28 protein-coding genes and 1 pseudogene are annotated in these 26,424 nt (G+C 62.5%); 13 read left to right on the forward strand and 16 right to left on the reverse strand.

Translation table 11 applies throughout. The features are described 5' to 3' along the window. Positions 1 to 42: 42 nt before the first annotated feature. The 5 genes from X739_RS155860 to X739_RS155840 form a co-directional block, all read right to left on the reverse strand. A complete protein-coding gene (locus X739_RS155860; protein ID WP_023770277.1) occupies positions 43 to 1,194 on the reverse strand; it encodes a Xaa-Pro peptidase family protein in 1,152 nt (383 codons plus the stop codon). Next, the gene (gene pgeF / locus X739_RS155855; RefSeq protein ID WP_023781432.1) at positions 1,194 to 1,988 is read right to left on the reverse strand and encodes a peptidoglycan editing factor PgeF; all 795 of its coding nucleotides are present in this window, start codon (positions 1,986 to 1,988) and stop codon (positions 1,194 to 1,196) included. The genes X739_RS155860 and pgeF overlap by 1 nt, the downstream gene beginning before the upstream one ends. A gap of 102 nt (positions 1,989 to 2,090) precedes the next feature. Next, the gene (locus X739_RS155850; protein ID WP_023770275.1) at positions 2,091 to 3,179 is read right to left on the reverse strand and encodes a class I SAM-dependent methyltransferase; all 1,089 of its coding nucleotides are present in this window, start codon (positions 3,177 to 3,179) and stop codon (positions 2,091 to 2,093) included. Beyond that, entirely contained in the window at positions 3,176 to 4,036 is an 861-nt protein-coding gene (lgt, locus tag X739_RS155845) for a prolipoprotein diacylglyceryl transferase (RefSeq protein ID WP_023794112.1), read from the reverse strand. The genes X739_RS155850 and lgt overlap by 4 nt, the downstream gene beginning before the upstream one ends. Before the next feature lie 232 nt (positions 4,037 to 4,268). After that, positions 4,269 to 4,511: a BrnA antitoxin family protein gene (locus X739_RS155840; RefSeq protein WP_023770273.1), complete on the reverse strand. Its 243-nt coding sequence runs from the start codon at positions 4,509 to 4,511 to the stop codon at positions 4,269 to 4,271. A gap of 223 nt (positions 4,512 to 4,734) precedes the next feature. Between X739_RS155840 and X739_RS155835 the strand changes: the two genes are divergently transcribed. The 3 genes from X739_RS155835 to X739_RS155825 all read left to right on the forward strand — a co-directional run bounded on the left by X739_RS155835 (position 4,735) and on the right by X739_RS155825 (position 6,232). Next, entirely contained in the window at positions 4,735 to 5,037 is a 303-nt protein-coding gene (locus X739_RS155835) for an accessory factor UbiK family protein (RefSeq protein ID WP_015316097.1), read from the forward strand. Between the two features lie 319 nt (positions 5,038 to 5,356). Continuing rightward, complete coding sequence (locus X739_RS155830) at positions 5,357 to 5,857, forward strand: YbjN domain-containing protein (RefSeq protein ID WP_015316098.1); 501 nt, start codon at positions 5,357 to 5,359, stop codon at positions 5,855 to 5,857. Positions 5,858 to 5,872: 15 nt separating this feature from the next. After that, entirely contained in the window at positions 5,873 to 6,232 is a 360-nt protein-coding gene (locus X739_RS155825) for a tRNA-binding protein (RefSeq protein ID WP_023781437.1), read from the forward strand. A gap of 60 nt (positions 6,233 to 6,292) precedes the next feature. On the opposite strand, the gene X739_RS155820 is transcribed toward X739_RS155825, so the two are convergent. The 3 genes from X739_RS155820 to X739_RS155810 form a co-directional block, all read right to left on the reverse strand. Continuing rightward, positions 6,293 to 7,315 (reverse strand): glycosyltransferase family 1 protein, encoded by a 1,023-nt coding sequence (locus X739_RS155820; protein ID WP_023781438.1) that lies wholly within the window; start codon positions 7,313 to 7,315, stop codon positions 6,293 to 6,295. 250 nt (positions 7,316 to 7,565) lie between these two features. Next, a complete protein-coding gene (locus X739_RS155815; protein ID WP_023781439.1) occupies positions 7,566 to 8,981 on the reverse strand; it encodes an ATP-binding protein in 1,416 nt (471 codons plus the stop codon). Positions 8,982 to 9,497: 516 nt separating this feature from the next. Then, positions 9,498 to 10,568 carry an ROK family protein gene (locus X739_RS155810; RefSeq protein WP_245273806.1) on the reverse strand — a complete coding sequence of 357 codons (1,071 nt, stop codon included), beginning with the start codon at positions 10,566 to 10,568 and terminating at the stop codon, positions 9,498 to 9,500. Positions 10,569 to 10,997: 429 nt separating this feature from the next. Between X739_RS155810 and X739_RS155805 the strand changes: the two genes are divergently transcribed. The 4 genes from X739_RS155805 to X739_RS01000000165945 all read left to right on the forward strand — a co-directional run bounded on the left by X739_RS155805 (position 10,998) and on the right by X739_RS01000000165945 (position 16,036). Beyond that, positions 10,998 to 13,514 carry an ATP-binding cassette domain-containing protein gene (locus X739_RS155805; RefSeq protein WP_032924151.1) on the forward strand — a complete coding sequence of 839 codons (2,517 nt, stop codon included), beginning with the start codon at positions 10,998 to 11,000 and terminating at the stop codon, positions 13,512 to 13,514. Next, positions 13,511 to 14,500, forward strand: a complete 990-nt coding sequence (locus X739_RS155800; protein ID WP_023781442.1) for an ABC transporter permease — start codon at positions 13,511 to 13,513, stop codon at positions 14,498 to 14,500. Before X739_RS155805 ends, X739_RS155800 begins: the two co-directional genes overlap by 4 nt. A 48-nt stretch (positions 14,501 to 14,548) precedes the next feature. Then, a complete protein-coding gene (locus X739_RS155795; RefSeq protein ID WP_023770267.1) occupies positions 14,549 to 15,550 on the forward strand; it encodes a rhamnose ABC transporter substrate-binding protein in 1,002 nt (333 codons plus the stop codon). Positions 15,551 to 15,721: 171 nt separating this feature from the next. Continuing rightward, positions 15,722 to 16,036 (forward strand): glutamine amidotransferase, encoded by a 315-nt coding sequence (locus X739_RS01000000165945; RefSeq protein ID WP_023794120.1) that lies wholly within the window; start codon positions 15,722 to 15,724, stop codon positions 16,034 to 16,036. Between the two features lie 90 nt (positions 16,037 to 16,126). Here X739_RS01000000165945 and X739_RS155790 read toward each other — a convergent pair whose 3' ends face one another. Then, the gene (locus tag X739_RS155790) at positions 16,127 to 16,846 is read right to left on the reverse strand and encodes a response regulator transcription factor (RefSeq protein WP_023770265.1); all 720 of its coding nucleotides are present in this window, start codon (positions 16,844 to 16,846) and stop codon (positions 16,127 to 16,129) included. After that, positions 16,833 to 17,366 carry a MarR family transcriptional regulator gene (locus X739_RS155785; protein WP_023770264.1) on the reverse strand — a complete coding sequence of 178 codons (534 nt, stop codon included), beginning with the start codon at positions 17,364 to 17,366 and terminating at the stop codon, positions 16,833 to 16,835. The genes X739_RS155790 and X739_RS155785 overlap by 14 nt, the downstream gene beginning before the upstream one ends. Before the next feature lie 261 nt (positions 17,367 to 17,627). Here X739_RS155785 and X739_RS155780 point away from each other — a divergent pair, with 261 nt between their 5' ends. From X739_RS155780 to X739_RS155770, 3 genes are all read left to right on the forward strand, one after another. Beyond that, positions 17,628 to 18,521 carry a branched-chain amino acid aminotransferase gene (locus X739_RS155780; RefSeq protein ID WP_023781444.1) on the forward strand — a complete coding sequence of 298 codons (894 nt, stop codon included), beginning with the start codon at positions 17,628 to 17,630 and terminating at the stop codon, positions 18,519 to 18,521. A gap of 145 nt (positions 18,522 to 18,666) precedes the next feature. Beyond that, positions 18,667 to 18,984 (forward strand): hypothetical protein, encoded by a 318-nt coding sequence (locus X739_RS155775; RefSeq protein ID WP_023770262.1) that lies wholly within the window; start codon positions 18,667 to 18,669, stop codon positions 18,982 to 18,984. 135 nt (positions 18,985 to 19,119) lie between these two features. Further along, positions 19,120 to 19,758 (forward strand): MBL fold metallo-hydrolase, encoded by a 639-nt coding sequence (locus X739_RS155770; protein WP_023770261.1) that lies wholly within the window; start codon positions 19,120 to 19,122, stop codon positions 19,756 to 19,758. 93 nt (positions 19,759 to 19,851) lie between these two features. On the opposite strand, the gene X739_RS155765 is transcribed toward X739_RS155770, so the two are convergent. The 3 genes from X739_RS155765 to X739_RS155755 all read right to left on the reverse strand — a co-directional run bounded on the left by X739_RS155765 (position 19,852) and on the right by X739_RS155755 (position 21,219). Continuing rightward, positions 19,852 to 20,292 carry a BA14K family protein gene (locus X739_RS155765; RefSeq protein WP_023770260.1) on the reverse strand — a complete coding sequence of 147 codons (441 nt, stop codon included), beginning with the start codon at positions 20,290 to 20,292 and terminating at the stop codon, positions 19,852 to 19,854. A gap of 185 nt (positions 20,293 to 20,477) precedes the next feature. Next, entirely contained in the window at positions 20,478 to 20,690 is a 213-nt protein-coding gene (locus tag X739_RS155760; protein WP_008877668.1) for a cold-shock protein, read from the reverse strand. Positions 20,691 to 21,006: 316 nt separating this feature from the next. Beyond that, positions 21,007 to 21,219, reverse strand: a complete 213-nt coding sequence (locus X739_RS155755) for a cold-shock protein (RefSeq protein ID WP_006202520.1) — start codon at positions 21,217 to 21,219, stop codon at positions 21,007 to 21,009. Between the two features lie 642 nt (positions 21,220 to 21,861). Between X739_RS155755 and X739_RS01000000165950 the strand changes: the two are divergent. Then, a pseudogene (locus tag X739_RS01000000165950) lies at positions 21,862 to 22,203 on the forward strand (Kazal-type serine protease inhibitor domain-containing protein). A 42-nt stretch (positions 22,204 to 22,245) separates the two neighbouring features. Here X739_RS01000000165950 and X739_RS155750 read toward each other — a convergent pair. Beyond that, on the reverse strand, positions 22,246 to 22,863 hold the full coding sequence (locus tag X739_RS155750; RefSeq protein WP_023770259.1) for an NAD(P)H-dependent oxidoreductase: 618 nt from the start codon (positions 22,861 to 22,863) through the stop codon (positions 22,246 to 22,248). 324 nt (positions 22,864 to 23,187) lie between these two features. Next, the gene (locus X739_RS155745; RefSeq protein WP_023770258.1) at positions 23,188 to 23,457 is read right to left on the reverse strand and encodes a hypothetical protein; all 270 of its coding nucleotides are present in this window, start codon (positions 23,455 to 23,457) and stop codon (positions 23,188 to 23,190) included. Between the two features lie 246 nt (positions 23,458 to 23,703). Here X739_RS155745 and X739_RS1000000170340 point away from each other — a divergent pair, with 246 nt between their 5' ends. Next, positions 23,704 to 24,042, forward strand: a complete 339-nt coding sequence (locus X739_RS1000000170340; protein ID WP_245273808.1) for a hypothetical protein — start codon at positions 23,704 to 23,706, stop codon at positions 24,040 to 24,042. A gap of 218 nt (positions 24,043 to 24,260) precedes the next feature. Beyond that, the gene (locus X739_RS155735; protein WP_245273809.1) at positions 24,261 to 25,877 is read left to right on the forward strand and encodes a sulfotransferase; all 1,617 of its coding nucleotides are present in this window, start codon (positions 24,261 to 24,263) and stop codon (positions 25,875 to 25,877) included. A gap of 104 nt (positions 25,878 to 25,981) precedes the next feature. Here X739_RS155735 and X739_RS155730 read toward each other — a convergent pair whose 3' ends face one another. Beyond that, a complete protein-coding gene (locus X739_RS155730; protein ID WP_023770255.1) occupies positions 25,982 to 26,335 on the reverse strand; it encodes a DUF1428 domain-containing protein in 354 nt (117 codons plus the stop codon). Between the last annotated feature and the right edge of the window lie 89 nt (positions 26,336 to 26,424).

The following is a 26,424-nucleotide window of genomic DNA, read 5'->3' on the forward strand; positions in this document are numbered from 1 at the left end:
TTGCCTTCTAACTCCTTGGCGAAGAACGCCTCCATTATGGATTCACTGCACGATCAAGTCGAGATCATGGCGGGACAGCGGCTTCGGCTGGGATTCGGTGGTCAGGTAGGTGCGGCCAAGCGTCATTGCCGTCTCGGTCTCGGAGTCCATGATGATCATGTGGGCAAACAGCGTCATGTTCGGCGCGATCGGCTCGGGATTGCCCTGGTAGAACATCGGCATGTCCATCCAGGACGGCGTGAAGCGGGCGCCGACCGAATAGCCGCAGGCGTTCAGCCGGTGCTTGGTCAGCCCGTGCGCTTCCATGGTGCGGGCGTGGGCATCGAACACGTCGCCGAAGGTGTTTGCGGGCGTCATCGCCTTTTCGACGGCCAGAAGTGCCGCGCGTGCGGCGTCGAACAGTTCCTGATGACGCTTGGAGACCTTGCCGGTCAGCACCGTGCGCATCATCGGCGCATGATAGTGATGGAAGACGCCGGCCCATTCGAGCGTCAACTGGTCGTTCTTGGTGAGCTTGCGGCGGCCGGCCTTGTAGCGGCACAGCAGCGCATCGACGCCGGAGCCGATGATGAATTCGTTGGCCGGATAGTCGCCGCCGCCGGCGAAGACCGCGCCCTGCATGGCGGCCAGGATCAGCGCCTCGTCGCCGCCCTGCTTGATCAACGGCAGGGCCGCGTCCAGCGCGTCGTCGGAGAGATTGGCCGCCTTTTCAGCCTTGGCGACCTCGGCCGGGCTCTTGAACAGGCGCAGCCTCCCGACGATGCCGGAGGCATCGGCGATCTGGCCGAAGGTCTGCAACTGCTCGTCCAGGCGGCGGCCATTATAGGCGGTCAGGCCGTGAGTGTCGTATTCGACCCCGATGCGGGCGCCGAGCAGGTCGAGTTCGTTGAGCAGGTTGCGCAGGTCGACCGCGGGATTGGCGCCGTCGCGGTCGGTCCACAGCACGATGTTGTCGATGATCGAGGTTTGGCGCGCCTGGCGCAGATCGGCCGAACGGGTCAGCAGCACCATCGAGCCGTCGGCCTTGACCACCAGGCACTGGAAGAAGCAGAAGCCGAACGTGTCGTAGCCGGTGAGCCAGTACATGCTTTCCTGGGCGAACAGCAGGATGGCGTCGAGCTTCTTCTCGGCCATCTCGATCATCAGCCGGTCGCGCCGCGCGTCGAATTCGGATCGTTCAAAATGCAGCGCCATTATACCTTCTCCAAAACGATTGCCGAAACCTGCCGGCCATAATCGGGCTCCCCGCGGTGCGTGGTGCGCCGGTAGGAGTAAAACAGATCTTCCTCGGCATAGGTGCAGCGGCCAAGGCCATCGGCCGTCACGCCGGCCCTGGCCAGCCTGTCGATCGTGTAGCGGTTGAGGTCGAACATGGCGTGGCCGGCATGGGCCGAAGGTACGAAATAACCGATATTTTCCGCATCGGCCCCGACGAAGCGGGCGACGAATTCGGGCCCGACCTCGTAATTTGCGGGACCAATCGAAGGGCCAAGCACGGCGACGATGTTTTCGCGCCGGGCGCCGAGGCTCTCCATGGCGGCAATGGTGTTTTCGAGCACGCCGGTGAAAGCGCCTTTCCAGCCGGCATGCGCCGCGCCGATGATGCGCGCGCCGGCATCCGCGAACAGAACCGGACCGCAATCGGCGGTCGAGGCGCCGATGGCAATGCCCGGCCGGTCCGTGACAATGGCGTCGGCCTTCGGCCGCTCGCCGGCAAAGGGTTCCCTGGCGACAATGACGTCGGGCGAATGGACCTGCCAGGCGGTCAGCAGATGATTTGCGGGCACCCCCATCCAGGCGGCGACACGGGCGCGGTTCTCGGTCACCAGAGCCTGGTCGTCATCCGACCCGGTGCCGATGTTGAGGCCGCGGTAGATGCCCGCGGAGACGCCGCCGATGCGGGTGAAATAGCCGTGGCGGATGCCTTGTGCCTGCGCCTTGTCCAGCAGCGGCGACCGAACGGGATCCGGTTTGGTCTGATTGAGCATGCGGGCGTTGTTGTCCGTGTGGGCGGTTTCGTCAAGGAAAAGCGCCGGCAGTCCGGCGGCTCTTTTACCGGACGGGAGATTGGGAGGGGTAGCGACGAAAAGTCAATCCGCCGTGGCGAAGGGCCTGACGGGGACGGCGCGTGGGACGACGGCGAGGACCTTGAAGAGTTCGCCCATCGCTTGCGGCCCGGCGAGCCGTTCGACGGCATCCGATATCTTGTCGCGTGCCGCCTGGCCGGCATCGGCGCCCAGCTGGCCGGCGCGCTCCAGAATGCCCATGCCGAGCAGGAAATTGCCCTGCGTCGACAGATGGGCATCGAAACCATGCGCGCGCGCAATCGCTGCAAGAGCGGCGAAATCGACATGGGAGGTAAGGTCGGCCTCGCCAGGATTGGCCAGCACACCTTCGTGATTGTGCCGGCGCAGGGCCTGCAGCGTGTCGCCGACACCGGGCCGCAGATGGCCGTAGTCGAGGAATAGCCCGGCGCCGCCATGAGCGGCCATGCGCTCGGCGATCGCCGCCATCAGGGCGGTGCGGGCAGGTGCGATTTCGACGATCGCGCCTTGCGGCGCGTCGGCCGCATCCCTGGGCAGCAGCGTCGGGTCGACCGAGCCGGCGCCGGCGAAGAAGCAAAGATTGGCCGCGTCGTCCAGGCCGACCATGCGCTCGCGCCACTCGGCGCCGGCGCGGACGAACTGGCGGATGGGCAGGGCATCGAACAATTCGTTGCCGACGATCAACAGCGGTTGACGGGGCAGGGTCTCGATCGTTTCATGCCAGCCTATCACGAAGGGTGTCGCTCCAAGCGTCTGCTTCTGGATATCGGTCAAGCGCGGACTGCTCTCGATCATGGCGAAGACGGCGCCATTGGCCAAGGCCGGATCGAGCCGCGACAGAGTGCGCAGCATGTCCTTCATCAAAGTGCCACGGCCGGGGCCGATCTCGGCGACAGTGACCGGCATCGGCCGGCCGATCGCTGCCCAAGCCTGGTAAAGCCAGACGGCGACGAGCTCGCCGAACATCTGGCTGATCTCCGGTGCGGTGATAAAATCGCCGGCCGCGCCGAACGGCTCGCGTGTCGTGTAATAGCCATCGCGCGGATCGAACAGGCACAGCGCCATGTATTCGTTGACGGGCATCGGACCCACCGCCTCGATCAGCTTGACGATACGAGCCTTCAGCCGCGTCATGTCGCCCGCGGCTGCGCTTGCGTCACCGGCTTGGCCGTCGCCATCGCCCAGATGCCGGCCAGCACCATCGGCGTCGACAGGATCATGCCCATGGTCAGCCAGTTGGTGCCGAGGAGATAGCCGAGCTGCTGGTCGGGCTCGCGGAAGAACTCCACGAAAATTCGTGACAGGCCGTAGCCGCAGATGAAGGCGCCGCCGACAAAGCGCGGTGTCTTCAGCTTGAAGCGCGAATGGGTAAGAATGCGCAGCACGACAAACAGCACCAGCCCTTCGAGCAAAGCCTCGTAGAGCTGGCTCGGATGGCGGGTGAACGGACCGCCATTGGGGAATTCGATCGCCCAGGGCACATCGGTGGGCCGCCCCCAGAGCTCGGAGTTGATGAAGTTGGCGACGCGCACGAGACCGAGACCGACCGGCACGCCAGCTGCCACGACATCGAACAGCGACCATGTGCGGATACCGCGCTTTATGGAAAACAGCGTCATGGCGAGGATGACGCCGAGCAGGCCGCCATGGAAGGACATGCCGCCTTGCCAGACAGCGAAGATGTCGAGCGGATGGGCGATGTAGCGCGCCAGGTCGTAGAACAGGACATAACCGGTGCGGCCGCCCAGAACCACGCCAATGGCCGCCCAGACGATGAAATCGTCGAGATCCTCAGGCTTCATCGGCAGGACGCCGTCGGGCCAGAGTTTAGGATTGGCGGAGAGCCGCTTGGCATACCACCAGGCAAACAGGATGCCGACGATGTAACCGATGCCGTACCAGTGCACCGCCAGCGGCCCGATCTGGACGAGGATCGGGTTGATATTGGGAAAAGGCAGCGAAGCCAGCGGCAGCAGGAAATATTCGTTCAACGGGGAGCTCTCGGTTGCGATCGGCGCGGACCATGCGGCAGGGTTTTGGCAGGGTCAAGGCAAGCTCACGGCAAGGTCACGGACGTCAATGGTCCGGGAACAGATTAGGGTCCGGGAACAGATTCGCTTCCAGCTCCGTCGCCGGGGTGGGCGTGCTCATCCCCTGGGCTTGGCGGCCACCACTTCGCGCAAGGCGTCGTTGATCCTGTCTTGCCANCCGGGGTGGGCGTGCTCATCCCCTGGGCTTGGCGGCCACCACTTCGCGCAAGGCGTCGTTGATCCTGTCTTGCCAGCCAGGACCATCTTCCTGGAAATGATCAAGCACGGCCCGGTCGATCCTGATCGAGACAAGCTCGCGGACATTCGGGGCGGTGGAGGGTTCGCGAGGCGGGGTCGCTGCCGGTTTCTTGATCGGCTTGAACACAGCTTCGGCGGCTTCCATCGGATTTGTCGGTCTGCGCGGGGGCGTTGCCATTGCTTATCCTGATTGAAACGTGCCTGAAGGGAGACGAGGGCCTTACAATAGGCGACTTGCCACCATCAAGTACAGCTTCGGAGCCGTTGGAGAGGCTCCTGCAGGACCCGCGCCCATCATGCGGGCGGTGCGCCATAGCAACGCGGAGGCCGCATCGGGCCCCAACGTTCTTGCATTCGTCGCGCCACGTCACTAATTCAAATCAAGCAAGCGAGGATTTGCCATGTCGACCGGACCGAACCGCATTCTCGACGAATTCGCCAAGCTGATGACCGATGCCGCCGGTGCCGCTCAAGGTGTGCGGCGCGAGGTGGAGACGGCCTTCAAGGGCCAGGCGGAACGCATCCTCAACTCCATGGATGTCGTGCAGCGCGAGGAGTTCGAGGCCGCGCGCGAGATGGCCGCCAAGGCGAGGGAAGAAAACGGCAGGCTCGCCTCGCGCATCGAGACGCTCGAGGCCAGGATCGCCGAGCTGACCGGTCAGGCCACACCCGCGGCTCCGGCGAAGCCCAAGCCGAAAAAATAATTCGTTAAACTTTTCCACAAAGCACCAGCCTGAAAATCGCTTTGCCGTGAATCGCTTACCGGCATTGCGTGACTCTTTGTGACAGGCACCTTTCCACATGCGAATGACGCAGTGCGAAAAATTGGGCTGTTCACGCGACTCCCGATCAATAGACTGAATTTGTTGCATGATTCGGAGCAGGGTTGTGCAACCGGGCGGTGGGGTTCGGTCTGGGGTCTTTGCGTTGATAAGTCCCGGCCGTCCGAGTTCTAGACAAGATTGTTCGTCGTGTGTGCCCCGCGGAGCGTGTGGCGCTCCCCCTGAACACAGGAAGCATTCCATGGAACTTCTCGAACTCGAATTTTCACGCGAAATCCATCCGGTGGATGTGATTGAGCAGGTGGCCCACAACAATGACTGGTCCTTCGAACGGGCCGGCGACGACGAAATCTCGATCTCGGTTGCCGGCAGCTGGACCGACTATCACGTCTCCTTCTCTTGGATGGAGGATTTCGAAGCGCTGCACCTTGCCTGCGCCTTCGATATCAAGGTGCCGGAAGCCCGCACGCTGGAAGTGATGCGGCTGTTGTCGCTGATCAACGAACAGATGCTCTTCGGCCATTTCGACCTCTGGGAGCAAGAAGGCGCGATCATGTTCCGCCAGTCGCTGCTGCTCGCCGGCGGGGTCGAACCATCGAGCCAGCAGGTCGAAGTGCTGTTGTCCTCGGCGCTGGAAGCCTGCGAGTGCTATTTCCAGGCTTTCCAATTCGTCGTCTGGTCGGGAACCTCGGCCAAGGACGCGCTGGCCGGCGTGCTGTTCGAGACCTTCGGCAACGCCTGAGCAGAAGCGTTCGACATGAGCTCAAACAACGAGCGCAAGCCTGAAATCAGCTTCGCCGATTTCGATCGTGTCGACATCCGTGCCGGCACGATCGTCGAGGCCGAACCGTTTCCGGAGGCGCGCAAGCCGGCCTTCAAGCTGAAGATCGATTTTGGGCCTGGGATCGGAGTGAAAAAGTCCTCGGCGCAGATCACCAAATATTATACGCCCGAGACCTTGATCGGCCGCCAGGTGTTCGCGGTGGTCAATTTTCCGCCGCGCCAAATCGGGCCGTTCATGTCGGAAGTGCTGACGCTCGGCTTTCCCGATGAAGAGGGCGCCGTGGTGTTGGGCGCCATCGAACGCAAGGTGCCGGATGGCGGCAGGCTATTCTAGGCGTTCCGAGGCCAAACAGAATACCGCCTCGTTCCTTGGCGCTGCCGCCGGCCTATCGGATCAAGCCGCCAGCTTGCGCGTCGTTCCCAGTGCTTCCTCGACCGCGTCGAGGAACATTTCCGCGCAGGCCTTCCAGCTGTAGCGCATGGCACGCTCGCGGGCCTGGTCGCGGCTGACGTCGAGCGCGGCAAGCGCGGCCTCGCGCAAATCGGTGGAAACAGCACCGCCGACACCATCACCAACGATGTCGATGGGTCCGGTTACCGGATAGGCGGCGACCGGCGTGCCACTGGCCAGCGCCTCGATGATGACATTACCGAAAGTGTCGGTGCGGCTGGGGAAGACGAAGACATCGGCAGAGGCATAGATTTCGGCCAGTTCGTCATTGGGGCGATGGCCGAGGAAATGCGCCTTCGGATATTTCGCCTTCAGCTTGGCAAGCTCGGGCCCTTCACCGACGATCACCTTGCTGCCGGGCAGGTCGAGGTCAAGGAAGGCCGGCAGGTTCTTTTCGATGGCGACGCGGCCGACACACAGGAAGACCGGGCCGGGGAAGCCAAGGTCCTTGCGCTTGTCGGGCCGGAAATGCTCGGTGTCGACGCCGCGCGTCCAGGGCCTCAGCTTGTTGAAGCCGCGCGCCGTGAGATCGTCGGCGAGCGACTGGGTGGCGACCAGCGTGCCTTGGCCCGAATTGTGGAAATCGCGCAGCCAGCGATAGGCCCAGCTCTCCGGCACCGGCAGGCGGGCGCTGAGATATTCGGGAAAGCGGGTGTGGTAGCTGGTGGTGAACGGCCGGCCGGCATTGCGGCAATGGCGCCGCGCCATGATGCCTAGCGGTCCCTCGGTGACGATGTGGATGTGGTCGGCCTTGTAGCCGTCGATCAGGCGCGCGACATGGCCGGGCGTGGTCAGCGCCAGGCGGATGTCGGGGTAGGTCGGCAAGGGCAGGGTGCGAAAGATGTTGGGGGTCAGGAATTCGACCGCGACGTCGAAGGATTTCAGGGTCTCGGTGAGCCGCTCCAGCGTGTGAACGACGCCGTTAACCTGCGGGCGCCAGGCGTCGGTGACCATCACTATGCGCATGGCGGCCCTTTGCTCCGGAGGTCGGCGGTTGCCTTGAAACGATGCCGGAACGGCGACCATGCGGCCGCCCTCGCTTCGCTCCAGCGCACCCTGACGGGCACGGGGTGGAAGTGAGGCGGCAAGGACGAATCAAGTGCGGTCGCGCGCTTCATGCGCGCTCTTGACCATGGTTTCATGACGGGCGGATGAAGCAGACCGTGATCCCAAAAAGTCGAAAGCGGTTTTCAGGCAAGATCATGCCAAATAGAAATCAGGCCGGAACCTTGATCACCGCGCGCAGGCCACCCATCGGACTGTTGTCGAGCGTGATGTCGCCGCCATGGCTGCGGGCGATGTCGCGGGCGATCGACAGGCCGAGCCCGGTGCCGCTGGCGTCGAGGTTTCGCGCCTCGTCGAGCCGCACGAAGGGCTTGAACACGTCTTCGCGCCTGTCGGCCGGAATGCCTGGCCCATCATCGTCGATGGTGACCAGAAGCGAGCCGCGGCCATGGTCGGCGGTGACCTCGACGGTGCGGGCATAGCGGAAGGCATTGCCGATAACGTTGGACAGCAGCCGCGCAAAGGCGTTCGGCCTGACATGCACGGTCGGATCGCCGAAAAGCGTCGTCGACAGTCTGCATTTGCGCAAGTTCGCTTCTTCGCCAAGCTTCTGAAAATAGGCTTCGAGATCGAAACGTCCCGGGTCCTCCGAGGCCTCGCCCTTGGCAAAGGCTAGATAGCCTTCCAGCATCGACTGCATGTCCTCGATGTCCTGGTCGAGAGCCGCCTTGGTCTCGGCCTTGCCGCCGGCCAGCGCCAGCTGCAGCTTGAAGCGGGTGAGGATGGTCCTGAGATCATGGCTGACACCGGTCAGCATGGCCGTGCGCTGCTCGATTTGGCGCTCGATGCGCTCGCGCATCTGGATGAAGGCAAAGCCGGCGCGGCGAACCTCTTCGGCCCCCCGCGGGCGGAAATCGCGCGGCATCGGCCGCCCCTTGCCGAAGCTTTCGGCTGCCTCGGCAAGCGCCAGGATCGGCCGGATCTGGTTGCGCAGGAAGGGGATGGCGATCATCAGGAGCACCAGCGAGGTGCCGACCATCCAGATGAGGAAAATGTGGGTGTTGGAGGCATAGGCCTGGCTGCGGCGCACGAAGACGCGCAGCACCTTGTTCTCGAGCTGGACGCGCACTTCGATGATGTTGGAATTGCCGACAGTGTCGATCCAGAACGGGCGGTTGATCTGCCGGGTAATCTCGGCGGAGAGAACATCGTCGAGGATCGAGAAGAACGGCTTTGGACCGGGCGGCGGCAGCGGATCGGGCGGCAGAAGATCGACCTTCAGCTGCATGCGATCCTGCGCGGTGCGGATGATGTTGGCGTAGTCGGCGTCGTGCGGGTAAGTCTCGATCAGGTCGATGATGGCGGCGATGTCGCGCACCGTGGCCTGCGACAGGCGTTGCGTCACGGTTGCCCAGTGGCGCTCCATGAAATCGAAGGCGACGACCGACTGCAAAAGGATCATCGGCGCGATGACGATGATCAGCGAGCGCGCATAGAGGCGCTTGGGCATGTAAAGCGAAACGAGGCGCCAGAACCGGTTCCAGATGCGCGGCACCGCCTTGAGCGACCGTGTGGCGCGTGCACTCAAGCCGTCATTGTCCGGCTGTTCCAGTTCCGTGGTCGCCATTGGCTCTTTTCATCTCGGCGGTATTGGATCAGGACGACGTTTGGCTGAATCGTCATCCTGATCCAACTCTTTGTTGGAGCATGATCTTTTCCGAAACCGGTTCCCACTTTTCGGGATCATGCATTTGGGCCGCCGGCATTCTATTCCACGCTGAGCCGTTCTGGAACAGCCGCTTGAGTTCAACTGGTTAGGCTGTCAAACGTGTGCTCATCGCTCGTTGATAACAAAGGCTCTATCCCTAAATTGTCAAACCGCGGGAGCGTATGCCTTTGGGCGCGGCGCCGCTTCGTTTGGTAGGTATTTGACCTCATATAAGCCATTCTATCAAACTCACTAGGGCTGAGTTGGCTCCCCGACGGTGACGTTCGGCACCGCGTAAAGTGTGGCGAGGCCGGCAGGACGCTTGGCGCCGTCCAGGGCCATGCAGGACGAACCGCGGGCGACCACCATGGGGAGTGACGATCATACAGTCCAGTCCATTTAGCTCGCGCACAAGACCGCTGAGCATTTTGCTCGTTACCTTTGGGCGGCAAGCCTCGAGAGGCTACCCAGCAACATTATTCTGTCCTTGCCGATCATCAGCACGCCGCTGTCAGGGGCCAGCAGCGCGGAGAACGGCAACATGGCCGCGCCGATCGGTGACGCCTCAGGGCCGAATTGTCCCGACACGATTTCCGGCGCCACGATGCCGAGGGCGCTAGTCCGGTTAAACTGGGTCTGCACCCTCGCCAGTAGCTCGAGATGGATAGGCCGCGGCAGGATGCTGTCGAGAACGATCGCCTCGATGTCGATGACGGAGGTGATGGCGATGATCGCCTCAACCAGCGCGTTGGCGCAATCTTCGACCCATTCGAACAACGGCTCGCGCGCCCCAGGCGGCAGCGGATCCAGTTCCCGCACGCGATTGATCTCGATGCCGCGAGACTTGAGATGATTGACCAGCACATAGATGGAGGCGCGGTGCAGCAGACTCTGGTAGCGCGCCGGCTTGGCCGCCACCGAATCGAGGCCTGAAGGAGAGACCGGCAACGGGCCAAGCGCAGCCGTGTTGCCATGCGGGCCGGTATGGACCTTGCCGCCTTGCACAAGCCCGCCGCCTACGAAAGTGTCGATCGAGATATGCATGAAGTCGCGGAACCGCGCGCCGGCCCCCTGGATGAGTTCGGCCAACGCTGCCGACGACGCGTCGTTTTCCACGAAGACTGGCGTCTTGGGCCTCGAGGCGAAGAATGTCGTCAGGTCGATTGCCTCCCACCGGCTGCCAAGGTCGTCGGGAAAGCCTAGCTCCTCGCTCCAGCCGCCGAGGAAATAAGGCGAAGCGATTCCGACGCCGACAATGCTGGCATCGCCAAGCCCGGCGACCACCTTGTCGAAACTGGCAAGCGACATATTTCCGGCTCTGAGCACCAGATCCGGATCCGGAAGCCGGTATTCGTGCGACTCGCGCGCGCGGACCTCGCCGGCAAAGTCGACAAGCACGGCCTCCAGCGCACGCCGGCCGATCTTGATGCCGACGCTGTAGATGCGCTCCGGCGTAAGCCTGTAGAGTGTGGAAGGAGAACCGCGCTGTCCGAACCTTTTTCCCACTTGCTTTACGAAACCAGACGACTCCAACCCGTCGACAATGGTTGCCACAGCGGCCGGTGTCAGGTTTGCCGCGCGCGCCAAGTCAGACTTGGAAGCCTCCTTCAGTCGGCGAATGGCATCAAGCACGAATCGCTCGTTGTAATGCCGAACCTTGACGGAATTACTGCCTTTTCCAGACAAAACCGACGCCTCCATTCATCTCTTGCGAAGCCACTCTGGCCGCCTGCAGCTCCCAATCTGCTGCGATCGTGGCACCCCATCCGCACCCGTGCGCAACGCGACAGTGCCTCCCAGGGCAACGGAAGTCAATTTTCTGGTTGCGGGCGTGGCGCATTTAATATAGCAAATTGAAAAAATAACAGCTGCTGGGGAGGAGAGGTGCTGCACTCAGGCATACATGGCCAAGCCGATGCTACGGCAAATGGGAACGTGGCTGTCCCCATCGCCCTGGTTCAGGCGACAAAGGCCTTTGGTGGCACGATCGCCCTCAAGGATGCGTCCTTCGAATTGCGCTCCGGCGAGGTGCTGGCATTGCTTGGCGAAAACGGCGCCGGCAAGAGCACGTGCGTGAAGCTGCTGGCCGGTGTGCATGCCCCAACCGGCGGCCATGTCGAGATCGATGGCAAGCCTGTTGTTCTGCATTCGCCACAGGACGCCCAGGCTGCCGGCATCGCGGTTATGCACCAGCATCCCGGCCTGTTCCCCGATCTACCGGTCGCGGAAAACATTTATCTCGGCCACATGCCGCGCGACCGTTTTGGTGGCATCGACAACGCCGCCATGATAGCCGGCGCGCGCAAGGTGTTGGCGACGGTCGGTCTCGACGTGCCGGCCGAAATGCGGTTAGGCGCGCTGCGCACCTCCGAGCAGCAATTGGTCGAGATCGCCCGCGCGCTATCGCTCGACGCGCGCGTGCTGATCATGGACGAGCCCACGGCGGCCCTATCGCAGCGCGAAGTCGAGCGGCTGTTCACTGTCGTTGCCGATCTCAGGCTGCACGGCGTGGCGATGATGTTCGTAGGTCACCGCATGGACGAAATCTTCCGCATCGCCGACCGCATCGCGGTGCTGCGGGACGGACGCCTTATCGGCGTCAAGCCGAAGGCTGAGCTTGGTCGCGCCGCGGCCATCAGCATGATGGTCGGCCGCGAAGTGACCGACCTCTACCCGGAACGAAACCACGCCACCGGCGCATTGGTGCTGGAGGCGAGGGGGCTTTCGCGCGCCGGCGGCTTCTCCAACATTGATTTGAAGCTCCGCGCCGGGGAGGTGCTTGGACTTGGCGGCCTTGTGGGCAGCGGGCGAACCGAGATCGCGCGCGTGTTGTTCGGCATCGACCAGCCTGACGCTGGCGAAATCCTGATCGACGACCTAGTCGTGCGCTTCGCCTCGGCGCGTGACGCCATGGATGCGCACATCGCCTATGTCTCGGAAGACCGTATGGGCCAGAGCTTGGTGATGGATTTCTCGATCCTCGACAATGCGGTGCTGCCGGTCCTCGACAAGGCCGCGCCGGCCGGTTTTTACGGCACGGATCGTGCGATCGATCTGGTTGCGGACTGGCTGAAACGCATGAAGCTGCGCTTCTCCAGTTACGGGCAGCCGGTCAAGGAATTGTCCGGTGGGAACCAGCAGAAGGTGGTGCTGGCCAAATGGCTGCGCACCGAGCCGCGCGTACTCATCCTCGACGAGCCGACGCAAGGCATCGATGTTGGCACCAAGGCGGAAGTGCATGCCATGATCGCCGCCCTTGCCGCACAAGGCATGGCGATCCTCCTGATTTCTTCCGAGATGCCCGAACTGATCGGCATGTGCGACCGCATCGTCGTCCTGCGCGAAGGTCACCAAACGGCCGAATTCGCACGCGGCGAAGCCACCCAGAAAAGGGTGCTGGAAGCGGCGACGAAGACCAGCGAGCGCGTCGATCCGGCAGCGCAGGCTGAGCGTGCCGCCTTCAAGGATAAGAGAAAAGGAACGCTCGATTTCCTGAAGCGGCGAGAGTTCGGGCTGCTCGCCGCGATGCTAGCGGTCGCCATTCCGGTCACCATCATCAACCCGCGCATGGTAAGCGCGGCAAACCTGACCGCCGTGTCGATGGACGCGGCACTGCTGGTCGTCGCCGCACTCGCCCAGATGCTGGTGCTGATTACCCGCAATATCGACCTTTCGATCGCCGCGGTGATCGGTCTTTCCGCCTATATGGCCGCCAGCATGGTTCAGGCCTATCCCGGGCTCGACATCGGCATCGGCCTGGTGACCGCATGCGCGGTCGGCGGCATCGCCGGTCTGATCAACGGCCTTGTCGTCACCCGGGGAAGGATCCCGGCCATCGTCGTCACGCTGGCCTCGATGTCGATCTTTCGCGGGTTCAACTCGATCTGGGCGGCCGGCGACCAGGTCAGTGCGGACGAGGTCACGCAGGCCTGGCTCGACATGACCGGCCTGAAGATCGCCGGCGTGCCGCTGATCGTCGTCATCGCTATTCTCATCTTATGCGCTGGCTACGTCCTGCTCTATCGCACTTCCGTCGGGCGCGAACTGTTTGCTACCGGCTCCAACCCCGACGGCGCGCGGCTCATCGGCATCCCGGTCGACCGCCGCATCCTGCTTGCCTTTGGCATGGCGGGCTTGCTCGGTGGCCTTTGCGGGGCGCTGTGGGCCTCCCGCTATGCCACCATCGATGCCCGCGTCGCGCTTGGCTTCGAACTCACCGTGATCGCTTCGGCGGTGGTCGGCGGGGTCGCCATCCGCGGTGGTTCGGGCACACTGCTCGGCATCATCCTCGGCGCGCTCACCCTTTTGGTCATCAAGAACGGGCTGACCCTTGTGCGCGTCGACCCGCTGTGGCTGCAAGGCGTCTACGGGCTGGTGATCCTGGTCGCCATCGGCATCGATACCTTCATCGTGCGGCGCGCGGAGCAGGCAAGACAGGCAAGGGCGCGATGAACAAGTTCCTGCGCTCGATCGATTTCTGGGACCTGCTGCTGGCGACCTCTTGTCTGGCCGCCTTCCTCTACGCGGCGATCTTCGTGCCGAATTTCGTCTCTGGCTTCAATCTCTCGCAGCTGGCGGCGAGTGCCTCGGAAAAGGCGTTGCTGATCCTGCCGATGACGCTGCTCATCATCATCCGCGAGATCGACCTGTCGATTGCCTCGGTGCTGGCGCTGACGTCCGTGGTGTTCGGCCTGCTCGTCCAAGCGGGCGTGCCTACGCTGGCGGCAATCCCGCTGACGCTCTTGGCCGGCGGCCTGCTCGGCGCCTTCAACGGCTATCTGGTCTCGGGCCTGGGACTGCAGTCGCTGGTGGTGACGCTCGGCACCATGGCGCTCTATCGCGGTATTGGCTACATCCTGCTCGGCACCGGTTCGGTCAACATACTGCCGCCAGCCGTCGTCGATTTCGGGATCAACAACCTGCCGGGCACTGAGATACCGTGGACCATCGTGCCTTTCCTGGTGCTGGCGCCAGTGTTTGCCGTCATCCTTCAGAAGACGCCGAGCGGCAAGCGCATCCATGCGCTCGGCGGCAGCCCCGAAGTGGCGCGCTATTCCGGCATCAACACGCGCCGGATGATCCTGAATCTATTCATCGTCTCGGGCGTCGTCGCGGCCATCGCCGGCATCGTCTATACCGCGCGGCTCTCCAACGCCCGCGCCAACAACGCGCTCGGCATGGAACTCGACGTCATCACCATCGTGCTGCTCGGCGGCGTGAGCGTGTTTGGCGGCAAGGGCCGCCTGACCGGTGTCATGCTGGCACTGCTCCTGATCGCCGTGATCCGAAACGTGCTGGCGCTCAACCAGGTCGGCGGCGACGCGCAGGGTATGATCATCGGCCTGCTTCTGATCGGCTCGCTGCTGGTCGGCAATTACTGGCGCTCCGCACAGGAGAGGCTCAGCAGATCGCGCGTCTTGCGCGAGACCAAGGGGTGATCTCGAGCCCCTTCCTTCAAGCCCGATGTTTTTGACGGAGGAGTCACAATGAAAGCGTTTAGATTAGCCCTGATCGCATCCGCGGTTCTGCTCGCGCCGGCCTCGCTGGCCTTCAGCCAGGAATGCGCCAAGGAACCCGTGACGGTCGGCTTCCTGCCCAAGCTCGACACAGACCCCTACTTCAAGGTGGCCTTTGGAGGCGCCGAAGAGGCGGCGAAGGAAATTGGCGGCACTGCTACCCAGGTCGCCCCATCGCAGGCGACGGCCGAGGCGCAGATCGAATTCATCAACAGCCTCGTGTCGCAGAAGGTCGGGGTCATCGCAATTGCCGGCAACGACGCGAATGCCGTTGCGCCTGCTCTGAAGCGCGCCGTTCAGCAGGGCGTCAGGGTGATCTCGTATGACTCCGACGTGGCGGCCGATGCCCGCGCGGTATTCGTGAACCAGGTGAAGGGCGACAGTCTCGCCGAGATGATGCTGGAAAGTGCATTCGATCTCAGCGGCGGTGAAGGCGAATTCGCAATCCTATCGTCGACACCCACGGCGACCAACCAGAACGCCTGGATCGACTTCATCAAAGCGAAGATGGCGGCCGAGCCGAAGTTCGCCAAGATGAAGTTGGTGCAGGTCGCCTATGGCGAAGAGAGCGAACAGGTCAACCAGCAACAGGCGTTGGCGTTGGTCCAGGCGTTTCCGGATCTCAAGGTGATCATCGTTCCGGCAGGCATTGGCCTTCCGGCGGCCGCGCGTGCACTCGAGGAAGCCGGCATGATCGGCAAGGTCAAGCTGACCGGTCTCGCGCCGGCCACTCTGATCTCGAAGTACATCAAGGACGGCGCCGCACAGGATATCTGGTGGAATGTCACCGATCTTGGCTATCTTGCCTATCAAGCAGCCCAGGCGCTTGCACAATGCAAGATCACCGGCAAGGAAGGTGAGAAGTTCACGGCAGGCAGGCTCGGCGAATACACGATCGGGGCCAGCGGCGAATTGATCCTTGGGCCGGCGAAAATCGTGACCCCTGAAAACCTGGCCGAGTTCAAGTTCTGATCCTCCAGGTCTAGACACAGCGGGCGCCGGCTGAAACCGGCGCCCGTTTTCCCAACTTCTTGATCGAACAGTGTGGGGACGGCAATGAAACTGTTGCTTGCAAGTGAACCTTCGTAGCGACGACGTCGGCCGCCGTTCGCGGCGACGCGCTGGCAAGTGCGACCTCGACCAATGGCGCAACGGCCTTCAACGCCGCGCTGGCCGCCGAGGGCATCACCGTGCCTCAACGCCTCCATCCTGCAGTCGTCCCACCCGATCTTCGCCGGCGTGGAGGGGCCGTTGCGGCCCATCCTGGGCATGAACAAGCTGGATTTCAGGAACGACGGTTCATCCCGTCTGCTTGCGACCTGCACTATCGGGGGCTCGGACTGGCCGCTGCTCGCGGTTCGCAACCACGGTCGCGCCCGCACGCTCGCCTGGGCGACCGACATCGGGCCGCATTGGCTGTCGCAGGATTTTCTCGGTGGCCGGTCTGCGGCAAACTGATGGCGAACATGGTGCGGTGGCTCGCCGGCATCGAGTAAGCAGGACGAATACCTGGGTCAACTCCGTTGCCGGTTCTCGCTGTAGAACTAGCTATTCCACGCTGAGCCGATACCCAATACCGCGCACGGTCTGCAGCCAGACTGGATTGGACGGATCGCGCTCGATCTTGCGGCGCAGCCGGTTGATCTGGACGTCGATGGTGCGCTCGCCGACTTCCGAATCATCGCCGACCAGTTCGTGGCGGGGGATGGTTTCGCCGGCGCGCGCTGCGAAGATCGCCAGGATCTCCTGTTCGCGGTCGGTCAGCTTCAGCGCCTCGCCGCCGCGCTTCAGTTCGCGCCTGGCGATCTGGAAGGTGTAGGGGCCGAACACCAGCTGCTCGACCTTGGGCGTCGCCGCCGGGCCGCCCCGGCGCAGGATGTTGTTGATACGCAGGATCAGCTCGCGCGGGTCGAAGGGTTTTGGCAGGTAGTCGTCGGCGCCGGCTTCGAGCCCCGAGATGCGGCTGTCGGTTTCCGACAAGGCCGTCAGCATCAGGATCGGCACGTTCTTCTCGGCGCGCAGAGCCTTGGTGAGATCGACGCCGCTTTCTCCCGGCATCATCACGTCGAGCACGAGCAGGTCGAAATCGAGGCCGGCGAGCTTGCGGCGGGCCTCGCCGGCATTGCCGGCGACGGTGACGCGAAAGCCGTTTTCGGTCAGATACTGCTTCAGAAGATTGCGAATGCGGGTGTCGTCGTCGACCACGAGCAGATGCGGTGCGTCGTCATCCGGTGCGGCCGCGGTGTCGACCCTCTCAGTGCTCTCCATGGCTTTTCCCTGACATTTTTGCGGACCCAACGTCGATCTGAGCTCTCAGTTCCGGATTGACCATCGCTTCGAGGAAGCGTTCCACCAAGGTCCGTTCGGTGGCGCCGGAATCTTCCAATGCAGCACGGATGCGGCGTGACTGTGGCCGCGCCAGCGCCAGCGCCAGCGCCCGGCCCTTGGCCGTCGGATAGAGTTCGCGCTGGCGACGGTCGCGCGGGCCTTGCAATTGCACGACGTGATCGGTGTCGATCAATTGCTTCAGCACACGCGCCAGGCTCTGCTTGGTTATCTTCAGCACGTCGAGCAGTTCGGCGACGGTCAGGCCCGGCCGGCGGTTGACGAAGTGCAGCACGCGGTGGTGGGCGCGGCCGAAGCCGTAGTCGGCCAGGATCTGATCGGGATCGGAGGTGAAGTCGCGATAGGCGAAGAAGAAGAGTTCGATGAGGGCGAAGTCGATGCCGTCCTCGCTGGTGATCGCGGTCCTGATCGGTTTTCCGGCAGCTGGGCTTTTATCCGTCATCATTTCTCCATGGGAACGGGAGATTATGTCAGTACTATTGACGTAATTTCCCTGCAATGGTAATTTTTGACAAGCTTTTGAGCGGATTGCGAACGAAAAGGCGAGGCAGGCCGGTTTTTCCGGAACTTCCTGAGTTTGCCAGGGCGCGAATATCCGCTTACGCTTCCAGACACCGGCCGGCGTCTCCAACCACATGGCGCTGCCAAAAAAGAACACGCAACGACACTAGGATATGCGGGTCGCGACCCGCGGGAGGTTACCATGGCATCCGTTCCCTTCGATCAACTGGACGGCTTCATCTGGATGAATGGCGAGATCGTCCCGTGGGGGGACGCCAAGATTCATGTGCTGACCCACGGCCTGCATTACGCCAGCGCGGTCTTCGAGGGTGAGCGCGCCTATGGCGGCGAGATCTTCAAGCTCAACGAGCATACGGAACGCCTGCATGAATCGGCGCGCCTGCTCGGCTTCAAGATTCCCTATTCGGTGGCCGAGCTCAACGACGCGTCGACCACGCTCCTGAAGAAGCAGGGCTTCCAGGACGCCTATGTCAGGCCGATCGCCTGGCGCGGCAGCGAGCAGATGGGTGTTTCGGCGCAAAACAACCGCATCAACGTCGCCATCGCCATCTGGCAATGGCCGAGCTATTTCGACCCGGCGCAGAAGCTGAAGGGCATCCGTCTCGATGTGGCGGAATGGCGCCGGCCCGATCCGCGCACGGCGCCGTCGCGGTCTAAGGCCGCCGGCCTCTACATGATCTGCACCATGTCCAAGCATGCCGCCGAGGCCAAGGGCTTTGCCGACGCCATGATGCTCGACTGGCGGGGCCAGGTCGCCGAAGCAACCGGCGCCAACATCTTTTTCGTCAAGGACGGCAAGATCCACACTCCCAAGCCCGATTGCTTCCTCGACGGCATTACCCGCCGCACGGTCATCGGTCTCGCCAGGGATCGCGGCCTGGAGATCATCGAACGCGCCATCCTGCCGGAAGAATTGGAAGGGTTCGAGCAGTGCTTCCTGACCGGAACGGCAGCGGAAGTAACTCCGGTTTCGGAGATCGGCCCTTACCGATTCGAAGTCGGCGAGATCGCCAAGAATCTCATGAACGACTATTCTATCGCCGTTCAACCCAAGCATGCTATCGCCGCAGAATAACGATAGTCACAGCTTTTCGTGCAAGCAGGGGCGGTTTTCGGGCCGCCCCTTTTATTTCAGCGTTTCTGCATTTGACTTTCATCCAATTCGGCGTCTCATCATGGTGTCGGCCCGGGAGGCTGGCAGCTATGGAGGGACTAATCATATGGACATGAACACGCTTCTTCCGATCATTATTCAGATTATTACAGGCATTATTGGTGGTCAGGCGGTCAGTGTGGCGATCAAGACGGCGGCAATGGGCCAGCTTACCAAGATCCTGGGCGGAGCCATCGGCGGTGTCGGCGGCGCGGCGATCCTCGGCAGCCTGCTTGGCGGCGGTACGATCAGTCCTGACGCGGCCGCGGCGGCGACCAGCGGCCTGGGCAGCGCGCTCAACCTGCAGAACATCCTCGGTGGCGCCGGCGGTGGCGCGATCCTGACCGGCATTCTCGGCGCGGTCATGGGCGCCATGAAGAAATAAGCCCGCCGATCTCGGGCTTCGCAGAATGGGCGGCTTCGGCCGCCCATTCTTTTGGAGACGCACTGTTTGGCCTTCGGCTGTGGACGGTTTTGACCGATGCCTCTACATGATCGCTGACACAGCGAAAGGACGATCATGGGTCAGCTCAATGCCGGCATCGTGCCGGTCACACCGTTCCAGCAGAACTGCACCATCCTGTTCGACATGGACGACAAGCATGGCGTCGTCGTGGATCCGGGTGGCGACATCGACAAGGTGCTGGCAACGTTGAAGGACAACGCGATCACGGCGGAGGCGATCTGGATCACGCACGGCCATATCGATCATGCCGGCGGCGCCATGGAACTGAAGGAAGCACTCGGCGTCGAGATCATCGGCCCGCATGAAGCCGACAAGATGCTGCTCGACAATCTGGAAAACCAGGGCAGGCGCTACGGCATCGGCGGTGTGCGAAACTGCGTGCCCGACCGGTTCCTCACCGAGGGCGAGACGGTGTCGTTCGGCGGCCATGTGTTCGAGGTGCTGCATTGCCCCGGCCACGCGCCGGGCCATGTCGTCTATTATAACCGCGCCGCCAAATTCGCCCATGTCGGCGACGTTTTGTTTCGCGGTTCGGTCGGCCGCACCGATCTGCCGGGCGGCGACCATGCGGCCCTCATCGCCTCGATCAAGGACAAGCTGTTGCCGCTCGGCGACGACATCGGGTTCATCTGCGGCCATGGCCCCGGCGGGCGTTTTGGCGAGGAACGGCGAACCAATCCGTTTTTGACCTGAATGAGACAGGGACCGCTGCCGGAAGCCCAACTAGCTCACAACAAAAAAGCGCTGGCCTTGCGGTCAGCGCTTTTTTGTTTGGGGCAGGGAAGCTCAGTTGGCGGTGCAGAAATGCTGTTCACCATCGCTGCCGGTGAAGGTGCCGGTACGGGAATTGAAGGTGCGGTAGCGGTCCGAGCAGTACTCGTACCAGCCGCGCGTCCACGGCTCGGCGTAACGGTCGGCATAGACCACCTGCGGTTCCGCGTAGTAGCGGCGGACCGGGGCAGGGCGCACCCGCACCTCACGATCGTAGTAACCGTCATCGTAATAGCGGTCGGAATCGGGTGGTGGCCTGTCATTGGCCAATGCGCCACCGATCAATGCGCCGGCGGCAAGGCCGAGAACGCCGGCTGCTACAGCGTCGCCATTGCCATGGCCATGGCCGTGATGGTGCCAACGGCGCCAGTCATCGGCATTGGCCGCCGAAAAGGTCCCCAGCGTGGTGGCGACCACGGCTGCGGACAGCACGGCTGTCTTGAAAATGCGGTTCATCTTGGTCTCCTTCGTACCGGACCGTGCAGTTTCTTGCAGGGGATGCAGTCCGGCTTTACCGATGACTAATATGGGACCGTGGCTGAACGGGGGCTGAACGAAAATTTGGCCGCACGCATTCTTTGACGCCCTCAAAACCGCACCTTCGGCGCGGACCTGACTGCCGGAGCCGGTCCGAAGCCGGCTCAGCCGACCGACAGGTTGACGGCCTTGGGTCCCTTGCCGCGCTTGTCCGGCTCGGTGTCGAATGTCACTTTCTGCCCATCTTCGAGACCGGGGAGACCCGACGCCTGCACGGCCGAAATATGGACGAAGACATCCTTCGCGCCATCATCCGGTGTGATGAAGCCGAAGCCTTTGGCATGGTTGAAGAATTTGACGGTGCCGGTCTGCGGCATGGGAAGCTCCTTTGATCCCATAAATTCCAGTCTCGGGCCGGCAAATGCCCGAATGGAAATTTGTCCTTTATTTTAGCGCTATCGGCAAGAGAAAGTTTTGCAGGCACTTAAAGCACGTCGCTTTAAGTGCTTGTTATGATGCGCGTCATTGGCCCGGACCTGGGATGAACTTCCGGATGAGATGAGTCTATGCTGCGCGGCGGACATGCAAAAGGCGCGGCGAAAACCGCCGCGCCTTTCAAAAATCCGTCTGCCTGCCCAGGTCCTGGTCAAGCTCCTCGTTGGCCCATCCGCCTGGGATGTGCGCGCCGATCGCTCAGGCTGCGCGCAGGTTGACCGCCTTCGGGCCCTTGCCCATGCGGTCCGGCTCGACGTCGAAAGTGACCTTCTGGCCATCGACGAGCGTGCGCAGGCCCGAAGCCTCGATCGCTGAAATGTGGACGAACACGTCCTTGGCGCCGCCGTCGGGCGTGATGAAACCGAAGCCTTTGGTCGCATTGAAGAATTTAACGGTGCCGGTCTGGGCCATTGGGGAAACTCCTTCACCCGTTCAGTCTTGGTGGTCCTGCCCGCCACCTGGCGTCGAGGGCAGTTCCTGGTGGTTGCTTTCGGCAGTCATGCATTGGCGCATGGTCAAACCCCCCGCCGAAAAACGGGGCCGTCAGAGATTCACAGTATCGGGGAAAGGTCGTCCAAAACGTTCCGCTCTCCGGGTCGCAAATGCCCGAACACAGAATTTATCGCACGGAAACGTGAAGGTTGCAAGATAGCGCCGCGGGTCGCCGCCCTTGGCGCATCCCGACGCAAAAATCGGCCGATCAAAGCGGCGACCGGCCGCAAATAGGCTTCGTTGGCGGAGGGGTCATCGGCCCACAGCGCCGGTCATGGATGGGCCAGATACGACGATTGCCGGCGATGCGGCCGAGGCCTACCGGTTCGGGTGTCGTTCTCCTACAGAAGCCGCAAACAAGGGTTGCAATTGGCAGTGGAATGACGAGGGTCACGCCGTGGGCGACTGATCTAAATCTTGTTTTGGTCGATATAATTACCAACGTACCGCCACGCGGGCTTGGGTGGTACGGACCGGTACGCGGATCAAGTGAGAGACGATCTTGAGGTTCTTGCGGCGATCTTTTCACGGCAGGTTTTTGCCATCCTTTTCCTGTAGGCAATTCTTGCCGCCTGCACGGTGGTCGTCGATGGACGGACCTGGGCCGCGACCGCCTCCGCCGCCCTGAACCGCAATTCTGCACCAAATACGAACCGATCTGCAGCCCGGCGCGGCGGAGATCGCCAGACCTTCGCCAATGCCTGTCTGGCCGATCGGGCGGGTTACCGCGTCGTGCGTGACGGGTCCTGTCGCGGTGGCGGCGGCGGTGATGGCGAGCAGACGTTCTGCAACCGTGAATACGCGCCGGTGTGCGCCCGCCGGCATGGCGAGATGCGCACCATTCCCAATGCCTGCGAGGCGCGTGCCTCGGACTATCGCGTCGTCGGCGAGGGGCCGTGCTGAGATTCTGCCCTCTCCCGCGAGGGGGGAAGGCAAGGCGGCTCATTATTTTTCCACGCCAATATAAGCTCTGCTCTTGAGCAGGCCGGCCAGATGAGCAGCGTTTGAGGCCGCCATTTCGATGGCCTCGGTAACCTTGTCGGGGTTTTTCGGCAGGTCGACGTAATTGACGTCTTGCATGGCTTCACCGACCCAGTAGACGCCGCCATTGGCGGGGATGGTGAAGCCGACATCGTTCAGCGCCTGGAAGCACTCCGCGTGGCAGTGATGCGCGCCGTCCTCGTTGCCGACGATCGCCACCAGGGCCACCTTGCCGGCGGCCGGCATGCGGCCCTTGTCGTCGGTCTCCTCGAGAAAGGCGTCCATCCGCTCCAAGACGCGCTTGGCGACGCTCGATGGCTGGCCCAACCAGATCGGCAAGCCGAGAATGAAGATATCTGCGGCGAGGATCTTTTCGCGCAGGCCGGGCCAGTCGTCGCCTTTGCCCATGTCGGAGAGCACGCCGGGCTTGATGTCATGATCGAGCGCGCGCACGACCTTGCCTTCCACGCCATGCGGCTTGAGCGCCGCCAGCAGATCGGCGATGATCTTGTCGGTGGACGATTTTTCCTTGTCGCCGGAAGCTTTCAGCGAACAGTTGAGGGCAAAGGCGGTGAGGGACATCGCGAAACTCCTGCATCTGGGTGTGCAGGCTCAACGCCGCGAGGCGTTTGCGGTTGCGCGGCGTGTCGGCTGGCCTCCGCTCAGCTGGCCGGATTGTCGGCCATTCGAGATTGTCTTCCGTGGTGACCCGCTCGTGGGTCTCTTGGTCGCTGCGGATGCGATATTGCGGGGAACCGTCCTTGACCGGCAGCCTGCTCTTGATCTCGAACAGTTCCACGGTCTTGTTGACCAAGCCGGTCCTGCTTTTCATCCGCACGGTCTGACCGATGGCGAAGAGATGCGAGGGGGTATCGGTGCGCGGTCGCGCATTCTGTTGAAAACGGATCATGCTGCATTCTCCCGGTCGCGCACCAGCGCGGTTTCGAGGTCCAGGTGGTCGATGGCGACAAGCTGGCTGGTGAGCGGGTTGTTCACCGCCTTTGCCGGCAGGTGGATGAAGGTGGCGACGCGGCGCCAGGCAAGCCGCGACATGCCCTCGATCAACTCCTCGTCGTGATCGATGTCGTAGTCGCCGGCCGGCAGTTGTCCTTCCAGGCCACCGAGCACGAATGGCGCGGTGAAATGGGCGATGGAACGGGTGGTGCGGTCCGGCATTGTCCTGGCCTTGATATCCCGCCTCGCGGCGTCACGTGAACAGCGCCCTGAGCGCAAAAAAGGCGGGGACACGACGACTGTAATCCACGCGCATCCGGTACTAACAATTGGAATGAGATTGGCGGATCGAGAACCTCCGACACCGCGAGATGACAAATGTGGCCCAAACCATATTTCCTATGTAGCTCAATTCGGCGCTCTATTCAAGAATAAGATCCGAACTCCTCGCTTCGATCAGAAAAATAGATGGATATAATTTTTGGAATAAATCTGCTATGGCTGCAGATATCTTCGAAAATTTCTTGGAGGCGTGCCGAGTTTTTCCTCGGCGTCTATACTTTTATTTTTTCTGAAAGGGATAAAGCCATGGATTCAGTCAGAACTTCGAAAGGGAAGAGCGTGGCGATCAATCCGATCGTCAGGCCAATCGCCACGTACGCCATTGGCGCTGCCGGAAAGCCGATGGCCGTCCAGTCGGCGCGGCTGACCATCAGAAGCGACGAGGCGGCAAGGCGAACGATCTCCGATACCGATGGAACTGTGAGGCGGGCCAGGCAGGTTGCCGAGACCAATCGCCTGATTTGATCGCTTTCGCCGCGACGTGAGGCGCAGAATCAAGCAAAGCCTTGAACCTGTAACGCCGATGGCCTAGATCGCGGCAGGCGCACGAACACGGTAGGTGTCCCATCAACAGAGATCAGAGAAGAGCGGCGGGTGCGGGAACCAAGCCTGGCACGGCTAAGTCTGGCGGGGGAGGACAGCCGCCGCTGGGCCTCGACCAGTATGTGCAGCAGGCATTGCAAATGCACCAGGCTGGGCGCCGGCAGGAAGCCGAGGCGATCTACCGCCAGGTGCTGACGCGTCAGCCCAAACACGCGGCCGCGGCGCATTTCCTGGGGTTGCTGCTGCACCAGACTGGGCGCAGCGAAGAAGGCATGGATTTCCTCGAACAGTCGGTTCAGCTGCAGCCGACCAATCCCGACTTCCTCAACAATCTCGGCACGGTGATGCGCGATCTGGGCCGTGTCGCGGCGGCGATCGATTTCTTCCGCGGCGCGGTGGACCTGCGGCCGGAGCAGCTCGCGGCGCGCGACAATCTCGGCTCATCGCTGAAGCAGATCGGCCGGTTCGACGAGGCCGAGGACATCTATCGCGGCACGGTGCAGCGCAATCCATTCCACGTGCGCGCCCGTATCGGGCTTGCCGAAACCCTGCAGGAAGCCGGACGCCTCGACGAGGCGCTGGCTGTCTTCCAGGAGGCACTGACCATCCGGCCTAGGGATGCCGACCTGCTGCACGGACTGGGTGTCGGGCTGATGGAAAAGGGCAAGCTCGACGAGGCGACCGACCTGTTCCGGCAGGCGGTGGCGATCCAGCCCGGCATGGCCCGCGCGTGGCTGATGCTGACGCAAGTCAAGCGCCAGAAGGAGCGCGATGTTGAAATGGCCGGCATGGAGGCGCAGCACGCCAAGGCGCCTCAGGACAGCCTGGCACGCATGCAGCTGTCGTTTGGCCTCGGCAAGGCCAATGACGATCTCAAGGACTATGACAGAGCCTTCGGCTATTTCGCCGAGGGCAATGCCATCCGCCGCAAGGGCATCGACTACGACCCGGTGAAGACGCGCGCCGAGTTCGAGGCAATGAAGACAGTGTTCGATGCCGGCTTCTTCGAAAAGCACAGGCCGAGCCCGATTGCCGACGACGCGCCGATCTTCGTCGTCGGCATGCCGCGTTCGGGTACGACGCTGGTCGAACAGATCATCGCCAGTCACCCCCAGGTCTTTGGCGCGGGCGAGCTCAGCATCCTGAAGACGGCGGTCGGCAAGCAGTTCCCGTCGAACATGCCGGGCGGCTTCCCGTGGGGCGTGGCCGACACGGACGATAGGGATTTCGCCGAGGCGGGGCAGGCCTATCTGGACATGCTGCATGCCCGCTATCCGCATATGCGCCACGTCACCGACAAGATGCCGGGCAACTTCCTGCTTGTCGGCTTCATCCACATGATGCTGCCGAAGGCCAGGATCATCCATTGCGCCCGCGATGCGGCGGCGACATGCCTGTCGATCTACAAGGTGCATTTCCGCGGCGACAGCCACCGCTATGGCTATGACCTCGGTGAGCTCGCCGATTTCCACAATCTCTACACCGACATCATGGCGCATTGGCACAAGGTGCTGCCCGGCGTCGTGCACGATGTGCGCTACGAGGATTTCGTCGCCGACCAGGATGGGCAGAGCCGGGCGCTGATCGACTATCTCGGCCTGCCATGGCACGATGCCGTGCTGTCGTTCCACCAGACCGACAGGCCGGTGCGCACGGCGTCGGCCGCGCAGGTGCGCCAGCCCATGTACCAGGGATCGGTCGATCTGTGGAAGCGCTATGGCGACCGGCTGAAACCACTGCTGGATAAGCTCGGATAGGCCAATATCGCGGTAAGGCCGGCCTGCGAACGGCGGTTTCCCGCGCTTCCGGTACTCACGTATTCAAATGTACGCTCGGTTCCGGACCCCGGGGTCGAGCTGTCTCAAAGTTCCAGGAAGGGCTGGAAGCCGCCGAAGATCATGCGCTTGCCGTCGAACGGCATCGTGGCCATATCGCGCTGCAGACGAGGGTCGGCCATCACCTTGGCCATTACCGCATCGCGATCTTGCCTGGATTTGTATACGGCCCAGGAGAAAACGACGATCTCATCGTCCTTGGCCTGAACGGCACGCGGAAACGAGGTCAGCTCGCCATAGGGTACGTCGTCGCCGATGCATTCGACATAGGCGAGCGCGCCGTGTTCCATCCATATGGGGCCTGCGAGGTTGGCGAGCTTTTTATAGTCATCGAGATTTGCCTTCGGCACGGCAAGCACGAAGCCATCGACATACGACATGGTGGTCTCCTCTTTGCTGAATTCGAACGCCGGGTCAGCGGGGAAAAGACCCGGCGCGGTTTGGCGCATCCCCTCGGCGACGGGGCGCG

Source organism: Mesorhizobium sp. LNHC209A00 (assembly GCF_000502915.1).
GTDB lineage: Bacteria > Pseudomonadota > Alphaproteobacteria > Rhizobiales > Rhizobiaceae > Mesorhizobium.